Origin of the sequence: Legionella bozemanae (assembly GCF_001648595.1) — a bacterium.
GTDB lineage: Bacteria > Pseudomonadota > Gammaproteobacteria > Legionellales > Legionellaceae > Legionella > Legionella bozemanae.
On record NZ_KV441807.1, the window covers coordinates 100,281 to 113,763 of the forward strand.

Sequence of the window (13,483 nt, forward strand, 5' to 3'; positions counted from 1 at the left end):
TCAAATTATTCTAAACTAAGTCCTTGATTTGACGATCAAAAGGAGATTAAAGTGCCGAAGTACCATCTTATCCTAAATTTACCTGGATTTTCCATAGTAAAAGTGAGGGGATATCAACCATTAATATTAGAAGTAACCTATAATCGATTAGCCCGTTGCAGCCATTGTCAGAGTAAGAGAGTACGCAAGAAATCATCGTATATACGAAGAGTTCATCATGAGTTAATCGGACATCGTCGAAGTATATTGAGGTTTAAAGCGTATAAGTTGTATTGTCACACTTGTTACCGTTATGGTAATCAGCAGTTTCCCGGTATAAACAAACATCAACGAGCTACTTGGCGAGCGCAAGCTGCTGTTTTTCATGAGCATAGTCGTGGTGTATCTCAAAAAGACTTATCAGAACGTTATAAGCAAGGCAAAGCCACAATAGAACGTTGGTATCAACGCCATTATGAAGAGCAACATAGAGAATTAATCAATAAACCCTGTCCGATAGTATTGGGTATTAAGGAATAGGGGCATCCTGGCCCTATTGAGAATCAGGTCTGATAACCTCAGTGAAGAGATGAAAGTAAAAAAGAGATGTATTTTTAACTCAAAATCCTGCTATTGAAGCCATCTATCAATTTCAGCAAGAACTTCATTCTCTGTTAATGAAAAGAGCTTTAACTCAACGTGCCTGCCGTAAAGTAATTCCTACATTCTTGGATATGCTTGTTGAATTGAAGCAGAGCGCGTTTAAAGCGTTAGCTTCGCTAGGAAAAACTCTTAGTGCTTGGAAAGATGAGGTCGCCAGAATGTGGCGGTTTAGTAAATCTAATGGAATAACCGAAGGGTTTCATCGCAAAATGAAACTCATTCAGCGAAGAGCTTATGGTTTTAGGAATTTTGAAAATTATAGAGTGCGTGTTAAGGTGCTCTGCGGGTGATTGAAGCTGCCCCCTTAAATGGGAAAGAGCCCCCGGAAATGGGGATGAGCCATGTGAGTGCCCCCGTAAATGGGAAAGAGCCGATTTTAAATGGCGCGCTCGGAGGGACTCGAACCCCCGACACCTTGGTTCGAAGCCTGATGCTCTATTTTTAAAATCCTTATTTATCAATAACCTGCAATGCATCAAAATCGTCATAAACGGCCTAGAACTGCCTATTGCTGCCTAGCACTGCCACAGTTATGTCACAATTTATGCCACAGTACACGCCGAAAATGTATTAAAGATAGTTGTTGTTATTTGATAATAAACTTTAACTTTTATTTAATCTAGAGCTATACTATACTACAAATGTAGCAAGATAATACTAATGTAGGTGAATTATGGGAATCCCAATAAGAATTGATGAAACCATTTATAATGAGGCAAAAAAAGTTGCTGCAGCAGAATTTCGTTCTATTCCAAATCAAATAGAATATTGGGCTAAGTTAGGAAAGTGTGCATTGGATAATCCTGATTTACCCATTGAGTTTATTAAGGACGTTTTGCTTTCTAAACTCCAAGACAAGTCTTTAGCGGAACCTTTTCAATTCGAGGGTGAAGGTGAGTGATATCGAAATAAGACAAATGCCTGCATTTAAGAGAGTTTATAAAAAATTACCCAGCTCACATAAATCTATCGTTAACGAGGCTGTATGTACAATTGTCAATAATCCTAAAGTTGGAGAGGAGAAAAAAGGGGATTTAGTTGGAGTGTATGTTTACAAATTTAAAATGAATCACCAACAATTTCTTTTAGCTTATGAATGGGATCCGACATTAAGGATCTTGTTAGCACTTGGTGTACATGAAAACTTTTACCGGGATCTCAAGAGAAAATAATTAGTTATTCATAGGGAACGCATATTATCTCCTCCAAGAGTCGTTTCATTGTACATTTATTTGTGTAGATGGACTTGAACCTTTAGTTATTGACATAAGAACATCAGCTCATTTAAGCAGGACTGCTTAAAATGCTTTCAACTATCTTTTTGAGATTAGGCCCATAAGGGACATCGATCGTTTACAAATAAAAGAATGAGCATTGGATGGATAATCTGTAGATTGGTGCGAAACTAACAAATTTATAAAAATGCTAAAAAATATGCATCTTCTGGAATAACAATAAATCAGGATCATTTAGAATCCGCCTTTTATGGTGCTATTGGCAATTGGAACAATTGGTTGGTGTATAAATATAGAGCGTCTGATAAAGAACAACAGGATATTGGTATTGAACAGATTCTTCAGGTTTTGCCTACTATTATTCAATTCAAAGTAAGTATTACAGAATTAACTCAATTAGTAACACGTGAATTAAGAATAAACGGTTAACTTTATTTTTGATACCATATCGCTCGAAATTAACTCAAGGAATGTCATGACGAACATCAACAATACTAGAATATGATTTAGCTTATTTACAACATTATTGATGACAAAGCATATATTACCAACATCAAATATTTAAAAAACTATTAATCAAGCGCTATGTACAATCCTATTGTATAATTATTCGAAAAATTCATGTTTTGATATGATTTAAATTAAAAGGAACGAATGAATGGATAAGGAGTTTTTGGAAAATATTACCTTCGATGAGTTAGCTCTTGGTCAACAGGCCAGTTTAAATAAAACACTAAAGCAAGAAGACATTTCGCTATTTGCGGTAATGTCTGGTGATGTAAACCCTGCTCATATGGATCCTGTATTTGCCAAAAGCGATATTTTTCGTGGCATTGTTGGTCATGGAATGTGGTCTGGTTCATTAATTTCTGCATTGCTTGGGACTGTTTTGCCTGGTCCTGTGACCATTTATCTTGAGCAAGATATTAAATTTAGAAAACCGGTACGTATTGGAGATAACATCACCATCACGCTTATCGTACGCGATAAACGTTCTGATAAGCCAATCGTAACCTTTGACTGCAAAGGTGTGAATCAGCGTGGAGACATTGTTATTGAAGGGCTGGCAACGGTACTTGCACCGACTCAAAAAATACGTGTGGCAAGAGCTGATTTGCCACATATTGAAATTCATAACCACGACCGCTTTCAGGCTATCATTCAATCATGGAGGCCATCCGCACAGCGATTGTTCATCCGGTAAAAGCCAATGTGCTCACCGCAGTAGCTGATTCCGCCAAGGCTAAACTAATTATTCCTATTTTAATTGGTCCAATGGCAAAGATTAAGGCAGCAGCTCATGAGGTAGGCATTGATATCACCCACTGGGAGCTCATTGATACAGAGCATAGTGATGCGGCAGCAAGCAAGGCCGTGGAGTTGGCAGCAACAGCAAAAATTGATGCTATCATGAAAGGCTCTTTGAGTAGCCAGGAGTTATTAGCTGCCATTGTACCTATCGCCTCCAATTTACGTACAAAATATCGTATCAGTCATGCCTACCTCATGGATGCCCCGTCTTATCATAAATCGCTTATTATCACGGATGCCGCCATTAATATCGCGCCCAATGCTGCTGAGAAGGCTGATATCTGTCAAAATGCGGTTAATCTTTGGCGTGTCTTGTTCGGAGAAGATAAAAAACCCAAAGTAGCTATTCTTGCGGCAACAGAACTAGTGAACCCCAAGATGCAAGCGACAGTCGATGCGGCCACCTTGTGTAAAATGGCCGACCGCGGACAAATCACCGACGGTATTCTTGATGGACCTTTAGCATTTGATAATGCGATTAACAAGCAGGCCGCAGACGATAAAGGAATTATATCACCGGTCGCGGGCGATGCTGATATTTTACTGGTCCCTGACATTGAGTCGGGTAACATTCTAGCGAAGCAGTTGACTTTTCTCGGGCATGCTGATGCTGGGGGTATTGTTTTAGGTGCTCGTGTACCCATTATTTTGACGAGTCGCGCTGATTCATTGCGAACTCGACTCCTATCCTGCGCCTTAGCAGTTAAAATGGCTGCAGCACGCCAGGCTGGGAAGATAAAATGACAAACAAGATAAAAAACAGCATCCTGGTGATTAATACAGGCTCATCAAGTGTAAAATTTCAAGTTTATTCGAGAAAACCTTCATTAGAACTTATGGTACATGGCAAAATATCTGATTTAGGAGGTAGTCCTTTATTTTCAGCAGTAAATGAAAGACAAGAGTTTGCGGTTAATCAAGCTGAAAAAATAGAGCTCCCTGCTGATTATGACCATGAAAAAGCGTTGCATTTCATCTTGCATTGGATTGAAGCAAAAAACCAACATTGGCAGGTGGACACGGTAACACATCGAATCGTTCATGGCGGCACAAGATTCACCTCAAGTGTCATTATAACTTCTGAAGTGATGAGCTATTTGCGGGGATTATGCCCTTTAGCGCCCTTACACCAACCGCATAATCTTATTGCAATTGATATGTTTAGCACGCTTAAGCCTGATTTAATGCAAATAGCTTGTTTTGATACGGCTTTTCATGCCAATCATGACCCTTTATTCACCGAATATGCCTTGCCGCAAACCATCCGTGATAAAGGGATTCGCCGTTATGGTTTTCATGGTCTTTCTTATGAATGGATAGCTCATTTTTTACGTAGGCATGAACCGGACTTGGCAAGAGGGCGCATTATCGCGGCCCATCTTGGTAATGGCGCCAGTTTATGCGCCATGCACAATGGCATCAGCATGGATACCACCATGGGTATGACGGCACTTGATGGTTTACCAATGGGTACCCGCTGTGGAGCAATTGACCCAGGGGCGGTCATTTATATGATTCGAGCCCTTAATTTATCTCCTGATGAGGCAGAGGCTATTCTCTATAATCAATCAGGACTATTTGGCTTATCAGATTGGACTCACGATGTTCGTCTGTTGCAAGAAAGTAATACACCTAAAGCACGATTTGCACTCGATTTTTTTTGCATGAGAACCGCGCAACTTATAGGGATGATGGCAGTTGCATTAGGTGGTGTCGATGGCATTGTGTTTACTGGCGGCATTGGTGAGAACTCAAGTTTTATACGGGATAGGATTGTATGTCACCTAGAATTTTTAAGACCTTTTAAAGTGCACGTTATTAAGGCGAATGAAGAACGAATGATGGCAATGCACACGGTATCAGCTCTTGAAAATCATAAGGAGAAACACAGATGACTCATTTAAAAGGACTAATTGTTGGTGTGGCTAATAAAGACTCTATTGCCTGGGGATGTGCCAAAATCTTGCATGAAGCAGGTAACGAACTTGCTATTACTTATCAGAATGAAAAAACAAAAGAATATGTACAACCCCTGGTGAATAGTATTTCTCGCCCCATATTTATGCCGCTTGATGTGAGAGATGATGTACAACTAGGAGATTTATTTCAACGTATCGAAACCGATTGGGGAAAACTGGACTTTATCATTCATGCGATTGCCTTTGCACCAAAAAGTGATTTACAAGGCCGCGTGGTGGATTGTTCACCCGATGGCTTCATGATGGCTATGGATGTTTCCTGCCATTCTTTTATTCGGCTCGCAAAAGCTGCCGAACCGCTGATGAACGAGGGAGGCAGTCTAATCACCATGAGCTATTACGGGGCAGAAAAAGTCGTAAAAAATTATAATTTGATGGGGCCAGTCAAGGCTGCATTAGAAACAACCGTGCGTTATTTAGCTATGGAGTTGGGTAGTAAAAAAATTAGGGTCAATGCCATCTCGCCAGGCCCTATTAATACGCGCGCAGCATCAGGCTTGTCTGACTTTGACCAATTGATGGAAAAAGCAGCCAATGAAGCGCCTCTTCATCAGTTAGTGACCATTGATGCAATTGGCGAAATGACCGCTTTTCTTGTATCCCCAAAGGCCCAATACATCACTGGTCAAGTCATCTATGTAGATGGTGGTTATAATATTCGGGGTTGATTGAAGCAAAAGATAGCGATAATGCTTGCAATCAAAAGTGTTAGTTATGACAAACTATCAGTCGTTCATTTAGTCTAAATGAGCTCAACCTCTTCTGCTTGAGGTCCTTTCTGTCCCTTACCCGCTTTAAACAGCACATTGGCACCTTCAGGAAGAGTTTTAAAGCCACTACTTTGAATGGCGCTAAAGTGAACAAAGTAATCTTTGCCACTGTTTTCAATAAAACCAAACCCCTTACTTTCGTTAAACCACTTTACCTTGCCACGTAATTTGTCTGTCATATATTTTCCTGAGCTCTTGAATTTAGTCCATTAGTTTGATGTGATAGGATAAAGTTTGTCAATACGTAATTTATTAAGAAAGTGATGATACATTTTTTATAAAGCTTGAGCCGATCAAATAATCACTCACTTATTCACCTATAATTAAGCGACTTGTTAGGATAAGGATGATGACTCTATTTTTAAGGATAGCCCATGACATTAAGTAATATATTGATTGCCAGCGACTTCTCAAAACATGCCGATTGGGCTTTGCAACGAGCTATTGATTTAGCAAAGTCAAACCAGGCTAAGATTCATTTCCTCCATGTGGTAACACCACCGTTAAGTAGTGTTGTGCCGTCTTCAGAAACTGAATTACAGCCTAATTTTTTGTTTAAGAAAAAAGAAATTGAAGAGAAGATTTTAAAGAAATTAAAAGATAATAAACTATCTAACGTTTCTGTGGTATTGGGTAGGGCTTCTGATGAGATTATCAGATACGCTGATGAAAATTATTGTGAATTGATTGTTGTGGGCGCTCATGGCCGTTACTATATTAATGATTACGTTTTAGGCACGACTTCTGGCTCCATTATTAGACAAAGTCATGCTCCTGTGCTGCTAATAAAAAAGGAACCTGATTTTGCTTACGAGCGGATACTACTAGCAACAGACCTTTCAGAAGCAAGTAAAGAGACGGTGCAATATACTTTTAATTGCTTTCCTAATGCTAATTTTCAGTTGTTACACATTGTTGATATTTATTATCGCCAATTCTTTAATCCAAGTGATTTAGATGAAGAATTCGTAGATCCTAAGCACCATAAAACAAAAGATATTTTTGAAAAATTGGATGATTTCCTTAGCGACTGTCAGGTTGATAAAAGCAAGTTTGAGAAAAAAATTATTGGCGGTTACTATGCAGATGCGATTATTGAGCAAGCCAATAAATGGAACGCTGATTTGTTGGCATTTGGTACACAGAGCAAATCTGGACTACATTACTTACTGATGGGGAGTGTTGCTAAACGAATTCTTCATCTTAGCCATGTGGATATGCTCGCTGTTCCTCCAAAGGCCACATTGCCATCGTGATTAAGAACAGAGGTTGAAGTTTTTATTTTCCGACCTTTATTGAATTGCTTTCTAATTGCTCCATGATTATTTCAACTGCTCGGGTTGCTGCATCATGAAAGGGCTGAAAAATGACATCAACTCCTATGCTTTTTAATAATTCCATTTCAGAAGTGTGATGTGTGGTTACTGCGATGCGGCTGGAGATATTGGCTTGTTTTAATGTTTCGGTCAAAATAATTCGGGGATCTTGATGGGTTACTCCAAGTACGTGTTGTGGAATCGTGCAAATAATCCATTTAACCTGATTTAAAGGCAAGGAAGCGACAAACTCAATATCGCAAGCATCACCATAGATGGCGTCATAACCTTTAAACTCCCACTCTCTGACTTCATCGGGATTAAAATCAACTGCCAATACATTTATTTTTTTCTCAATCAATAATTTGGCTATCGCTTTACCAAAGCGACCTAATCCAAAAATGACAATCTCATAGTCGTTTTTGTTTTTTAAAGAGTGAATTTCTATCTTTTCCCGGTAGGGGATTGTCCGTTCAAAAAAGGACAGAGCTGGTTCTAACCAACGATAAAGCGTTTGTGAATACGTTATCATGTACACTGAAAGCGCGATAGTAATCAGACCAACCAGGGTCACTAGCCCAAGAGACTCCGTTGAAACATGGCCTAAGGTTACCCCCATGGCCATAAACACCAAGGAGAATTCGCTGATTTGAGCCACCGTCAATCCGGCTAAAAAACCAGTTCGTTTGCGATACCCCATCACGCCCATAATGGCTAAAACAATCAGTGGATTTCCAATCAAGACAAATAAAGAGAACACGATTGCCGGCGTCACTTGATGCCCAAGTTGGTTTAAATTCAATTGCGAGCCCAACGCAATAAAGAAAAAAAGTAATAGGAAGTCACGTAAAGAAGAAAGTCTTGCAGCAATCGTGTCTCTGATTGGCGTTGAGGCCAATGAGATACCTGCAATCAGCCCTCCTAATTCTTTGCTAAAGCCAAAATAATTGCCTAAAGTGGCCATGAGTGCCGCAAAGGCTATGGCAAAAATAATCAATAATTCCGGCGAATGAGCGATACGATTGACCAAAGGATTAGCCAAGTAGCGGATAAATACACCAACAAAGGTTAAAAGCATTATACCGTATAAAAAGATCGTTGCGATATGAGTTGTAAAGCCAACACTGTTTGCCTGGCTGCCAATACCAAAAGCGGATAAGGTTATCATGGCCAAAACAACTACCAGGTCTTGCACAATGAGAAATCCAATTGCAATACGGCCATGAAGCGAATCCACCTCATGTTTATCTGAAAGCAGCTTGACAATGATGATGGTACTGGAAAAGGTTAGCGCAACCGACACATAAAGTGCCGTCACTGAATCCATGCCGAGGAATTTGGCAATAAAAAAACCAATCAAGGAAGTAAAAAGGACTTGTCCAAGGCCTGTAGCTAAAGAAACCAGACCTAATGTCTTTATTAAATGCAGGTCTAGCTTCAGGCCGACAAGAAAAAGTAATACAGCAATTCCTAATTCAGCCAATAATTCAATGTGTTCATGGGACTGGACAATCCCAAGAAAGGCAGGTCCTACAAGGATGCCTACTATAATAAAGCCAACAATCATTGGCTGTCGAAGCAGCAAACAGAAAAAACCTACAATGGTTGCCATCATGAGAAGCGAAGTTAACTCATAAAATGGGGAAGCATGTATTAATGACCAATCCATCATAGGACCTTGTCCCCATAGAGAGTATTTTCTCCTGCACTGGCGTGTCTTATAGTGCTTACCCTTAAGCGAAGCTGCTTTTCAATTTCAATCACGGCAAAAAAAACAGCACCCGTTACAACGATGAGTACCCCATCCCAAAAAGGGATAGCTTCAGTAATAAATAGTGTCTGCAAAGGAGGGAAATAGGTGATTGCAAACTGTGCCACAGTAATCACGATAACTGCCATCCATACCACTTTGGTCCCTTGTACCCCTTTCCATGTGAGTGAGGTGGTATAAATGTTACGAATATAAAACAAGTGAAAAATTTCAAGTACAACCAGAGTGTTCAACGCGATTGTACGTGCTAACTCAAGTGAATACCCACGATCCAGTGCATAAAAATAGATGCCAAAAACGCCACAGATAAATAGAACGGAAACCAAAATAATATGCCATACCAAACCTCCAGTGAGCAAAGGTTCACTTCGAGGGCGAGGCGGGCGATGCATCGTTCCTTCTTCTGTAGGTTCAAAGGCTAGAGCAAGACCAAGCGTCACCGCAGTAATCAAATTAATCCATAAAATTTGAATAGGTGTTACGGGTAAACTTAAGCCTAAGAGCAGTGCCAGGATAATAGTCATTGCCTCACCCGCATTTGTAGGCAAGGTCCAGCTAATCACTTTTTTAAGATTGTCATAAACGGTACGGCCTTCCCGAACAGCCGCGACAATAGAGGCAAAATTATCATCTGTCAGTATGAACTCAGCGGCTTCTTTAGCAACTTCACTGCCTGTTTTGCCCATGGCAATTCCAGCATCCGCCCGTTTTAATGCTGGAGCATCATTCACCCCATCACCGGTCATAGCTACAGTCATACCATACGATTGCAATGCCATGATCAGTCTTAATTTATGTTCAGGGCTGGTGCGAGCAAAAATATCGGTATCCAATACCGCATTTCTAAGTGTCGCATCATTCATGTTATCCAAGTCAATGCCCGTTAATACCTTGTCCAAATGTTTAAGTCCTATTTGCCGACCAATGGCAAGCGCGGTACTGGCATGATCCCCTGTAATCATTTTGACGGCAATTCCTGCAGCATGGCATTGTGCTACTGCCGCAATCGACTCAGGCCTTGGAGGGTCAATTAAGCCAACCATTCCAAGTAACGTCAAACTGCCCTCAACATCCGCAAATTCCAAAACGGTATGCTCTGGCTTTGTTTTTTTGATTGCAAATGCCAGTACACGCTGTCCACGGGCCGCGATTTGCTCCATTTGCTCTTTCCAATACATTTCATTTAAAGGCTGTATTTCACCCCAATGGGTTTGTTGATTTTGGCACATCTTCAAAACTTGTTCAGGAGCGCCTTTTACAAGGATCATTGCATGCTTTAAATGGTTATGATTTAAGGTGGCCATGAAACGATGTCTGGCATCGAAAGGAATCACATCGGTACGTACCCACGATGCGTTTTCTTCTTTTAGAATCAGTCCTGTTTTACCGGCAAATACGAGTAAAGCACCCTCCATGGGATCGCCTTCTACAGTCCAAATCCCTTCTTGTTCATGAAGTGTGGCATCATTACACAGCAGTGCAGCACGTGCGAGTTTCTTAAGCAAAGGATGCTCGTTGCTATCGATCACTTCTTCGTTTAACGTAATCGTTCCTTGAGGTTCATAACCGATGCCATCCAAAATAAATAAGTGATTGCTGGTTAAGACCGAAGAGACGGTCATCTCATTTTGGGTCAGCGTACCGGTTTTATCGGTACAGATGACCGATACGGAGCCCAAGGTTTCAATGGCAGGTAGTCGGCGTACAATGGTGTGTCGTCGCGCCATGGCTTGCACGCCAATGGCTAGAGTAATTGAAAGAACTGCAGGAAGGCCTTCAGGGATAGCCGCAACCGATAAACCAACCATGACCATAAACAATTCACCAAACGGATGATGCTGGACAAAATAACCATAAGCAAGAAGAATTGCAGCAATTAATAAAATGAATAAAGTGAGCCATTTTGCAAACAGCCCCATTTGTAGGACTAATGGCGTAGTTAATGATTCTACGCGTGACAATAATCCACTAATACATCCAATTTGAGTCGTGGAGCCTGTTTCTACAACAATCCCTTTGCCTTGGCCATTAGTCACTAGGGTTCCGCTAAAAGCCATGCACGTCCGGTCCCCTAAAGCAGCATTCTTTGAAACAGGATGAATGTGTTTTTCAACTGGGACGGATTCGCCAGTGAGTATGGCCTCCTGAATAGTAAGACCATGAGATTTTATTAAGCGTACATCCGCAGGAACTTTATCTCCTGCTTCCAACACAATAATATCGCCTGGAACAAGCTTCTCGCCGGCAATGCGTACTCGCTCACCATCCCTTACTGCGGTAGCAGTAGGAGAAAGCATTTTTCGAATCGCATCCAGTGCTTTTTCTGCTTTTCCTTCCTGGATGAATCCTATCAGGGCATTGATGATAACAACAGCTAAAATAACCGCAGTATCTACCCAGTGTTGTAAGAAAGAAGTTACTAGGGAAGCCGCTAATAACACATAGATAAGTATGTTATGAAGCTGGAGTAAAAAGCGAAAAAAAGTGCTGGTTTTTTTGGGCTCTGGTAAGCGATTGAAGCCATAAACCTTTAATCTGCTTTGAGACTCCTCCTCGCTTAAACCCAGTTCTGTAGCATTTAATGTCGCAAAAATGGTTTCTTTGGATTGCTCATGCCAGCATGGTTCTGAGAGGACGTCTTGTTGTTCTGCCATGATATTTTTTTCCCTGATTAATACGCTTTTACTGGTGAAACAAACCCAAGAGGCTTTAATGCCAATAAGGAACAATCAATTTTCTGCAAAATATTCTCTGCGGTATTGCCAATAATAAATCCCGATATACCCGTGCGGGCGACCGTACCCATTACTAAAATGTCGATTTTTTTATGAGTTATGAACTCTGGGATAACCTCTTCTGGTTGCCCTTTGGGGTGTTCTATATGGTACTCCCCAGAAATTTGCGACCGCTTAATCAAATCTCGTAGCAACAATCCGTGAGCATGTTGTTCTTCAACGACCATTTTCTCGAGCTCATCTTCAGAGATTTTTATCCAGACGCTGTCTCTTAAATAATTTTCCAGTACAAACCCCCAGCAAGAAAGGATGCTTAATTTCCCCTGATAAAAGGTGTTCAATGAATGCGAAAGCGCCAATAAACGAAGCGACAAATCTTGTGCGGCAGGCTCTTCATCTTTGGGATCTATTGCGACTGCAATGCGAATGTCTTGTAGGGTGTGTTTCAGTGGGCGATAAAGAAACAAGGCACAAGGGCATTTGCGCAATAGTTCCATATCCAGCGCTTTGAATCCTTTCATACCCTCTGGTGTTTCAGCTGCTTTAATGAGGAGGTCATGAGAATTTTTAAGAACATGGCGAATGATTCGGATATCGGGTGTCGTGCCACAATCTACTTCAATATCGATGGGGATTTTCTTTTTAGGAAAGCCAAGCCCTGATTTTGCCGATTGAATGGCTTTATTCATTTTATCAATTAGAGATTCTTCATAAGAAGCTTTATACTCACTCAGTGTGTCAGGAAAAGGAGGGCAGGTAATTAAGATACGCAGTTGTGCTTCATTTTTAGAAGCTAATTTTAGTGCCAACTGTAAGGCTTCTGTTTCATCTTTCACTCCATGACTAACAAATAAAATATTATGAAATCGTTGCATTACTTATTCCTCCTTGAAGCGGTTTTTTGAGAAAGCAACGATTCAGCATTGTGTTTGAACCATTGCTTTTGAGCCTCTTACATGTACTGGCCGCCATTCACATCCAGATTGGCCCCAGTAATAAAACCTGATGCAGAAGATGCCAAAAAGGCAACGGCTTCTGCAACATCTTGTGGGAGGCCTAAACGCCCAACCGGTATTGCTGAAATTATAGTATTTAATACGTCTTCTCGCATGGTGCTCAGCATGGGCGTTTCAATATAGCCAGGGGAGATGGTGTTCACCGTAATGCCCTTGCTCGCTACTTCAAGTGCCAGGCTTTTGGTAAAGCCAAATAAAGCGGCTTTAGTTGCTGCGTAATTACATTGTCCAAACTGACCTTTACGTCCGTTAATGGAGGAAATGGAGATAATCCGTCCATATCCTTTTTCAAGCATTGCGGGTAAGGTATTTCTCGTCATATTAAATACGCTGGTTAAATTCGCATCCAATACAGATTGCCATTGCTCTAGCGACATCTTTTTTAAACTGGAATCCTGAGTTACCCCTGCATTGTTGACCAGTACGTCAATACGTCCATAACGCTCCATGACGAGCGAAACCAATTTTTCGCAATCATTAAACTGCGCGATATCCGCATACAGTATATCAATCTCAAACCCTGCTTTTTGTTGTGCTTTCTGCCACTGAATTGCTTCTTCATGATTGCCATTTTTGAAGTAGCAGGCAATGACACAATAGTCTGTTGCTAATCGTTGGCAAATTGCAGTGCCAATTCCGCCTGTACCACCAGTAACAATAGCTATCTTTTTTTCCATGATTATCCTCCTTATTAAATTAGTTTGTCCC

11 protein-coding genes and 2 pseudogenes are annotated in these 13,483 nt (G+C 40.8%); 8 read left to right on the forward strand and 5 right to left on the reverse strand.

Annotated features, from left to right (window positions below; genetic code table 11):
* Positions 1–102: 102 nt before the first annotated feature.
* The 7 genes and pseudogenes from A8O27_RS19580 to fabI all read left to right on the forward strand — a co-directional run bounded on the left by A8O27_RS19580 (position 103) and on the right by fabI (position 5,835).
* Positions 103–519, forward strand: a complete 417-nt coding sequence (locus A8O27_RS19580) for a helix-turn-helix domain-containing protein (protein WP_445554034.1) — start codon at positions 103–105, stop codon at positions 517–519.
* Positions 518–932: pseudogene (locus tag A8O27_RS19585) on the forward strand (ISL3 family transposase); the annotation flags it as partial. The gene A8O27_RS19580 and the pseudogene A8O27_RS19585, both read left to right, overlap by 2 nt.
* 383 nt (positions 933–1,315) lie before the next feature.
* Entirely contained in the window at positions 1,316–1,543 is a 228-nt protein-coding gene (locus A8O27_RS00400) for a ParD-like family protein (protein WP_058459484.1), read from the forward strand.
* Complete coding sequence (locus tag A8O27_RS00405; protein WP_202972296.1) at positions 1,536–1,814, forward strand: type II toxin-antitoxin system RelE/ParE family toxin; 279 nt, start codon at positions 1,536–1,538, stop codon at positions 1,812–1,814. Before A8O27_RS00400 ends, A8O27_RS00405 begins: the two co-directional genes overlap by 8 nt.
* Positions 1,815–2,535: 721 nt before the next feature.
* A pseudogene (locus tag A8O27_RS19440) lies at positions 2,536–3,932 on the forward strand (bifunctional enoyl-CoA hydratase/phosphate acetyltransferase).
* Positions 3,929–5,083: an acetate/propionate family kinase gene (locus A8O27_RS00420; RefSeq protein ID WP_058459481.1), complete on the forward strand. Its 1,155-nt coding sequence runs from the start codon at positions 3,929–3,931 to the stop codon at positions 5,081–5,083. The pseudogene A8O27_RS19440 and the gene A8O27_RS00420 overlap by 4 nt, the downstream one beginning before the upstream one ends.
* Positions 5,080–5,835 (forward strand): enoyl-ACP reductase FabI, encoded by a 756-nt coding sequence (gene fabI / locus A8O27_RS00425; protein WP_058459480.1) that lies wholly within the window; start codon positions 5,080–5,082, stop codon positions 5,833–5,835. The genes A8O27_RS00420 and fabI overlap by 4 nt, the downstream gene beginning before the upstream one ends.
* Positions 5,836–5,909: 74 nt before the next feature.
* On the opposite strand, the gene A8O27_RS00430 is transcribed toward fabI, so the two are convergent.
* The gene (locus A8O27_RS00430) at positions 5,910–6,116 is read right to left on the reverse strand and encodes a cold-shock protein (RefSeq protein ID WP_058459479.1); all 207 of its coding nucleotides are present in this window, start codon (positions 6,114–6,116) and stop codon (positions 5,910–5,912) included.
* A 195-nt stretch (positions 6,117–6,311) separates the two neighbouring features.
* Between A8O27_RS00430 and A8O27_RS00435 the strand changes: the two genes are divergently transcribed.
* Positions 6,312–7,193 carry a universal stress protein gene (locus A8O27_RS00435; RefSeq protein ID WP_058459478.1) on the forward strand — a complete coding sequence of 294 codons (882 nt, stop codon included), beginning with the start codon at positions 6,312–6,314 and terminating at the stop codon, positions 7,191–7,193.
* Positions 7,194–7,215: 22 nt separating this feature from the next.
* Here A8O27_RS00435 and A8O27_RS00440 read toward each other — a convergent pair whose 3' ends face one another.
* From A8O27_RS00440 to phbB, 4 genes are all read right to left on the reverse strand, one after another.
* The gene (locus tag A8O27_RS00440) at positions 7,216–8,925 is read right to left on the reverse strand and encodes a cation:proton antiporter (RefSeq protein WP_058459477.1); all 1,710 of its coding nucleotides are present in this window, start codon (positions 8,923–8,925) and stop codon (positions 7,216–7,218) included.
* Positions 8,922–11,678 carry a cation-transporting P-type ATPase gene (locus tag A8O27_RS00445; protein WP_058459476.1) on the reverse strand — a complete coding sequence of 919 codons (2,757 nt, stop codon included), beginning with the start codon at positions 11,676–11,678 and terminating at the stop codon, positions 8,922–8,924. Before A8O27_RS00445 ends, A8O27_RS00440 begins: the two co-directional genes overlap by 4 nt.
* Positions 11,679–11,695: 17 nt before the next feature.
* A complete protein-coding gene (locus A8O27_RS00450; protein ID WP_058459475.1) occupies positions 11,696–12,634 on the reverse strand; it encodes a universal stress protein in 939 nt (312 codons plus the stop codon).
* Positions 12,635–12,711: 77 nt separating this feature from the next.
* Entirely contained in the window at positions 12,712–13,452 is a 741-nt protein-coding gene (gene phbB, locus A8O27_RS00455) for an acetoacetyl-CoA reductase (RefSeq protein ID WP_058459474.1), read from the reverse strand.
* Positions 13,453–13,483 lie beyond the last annotated feature (31 nt).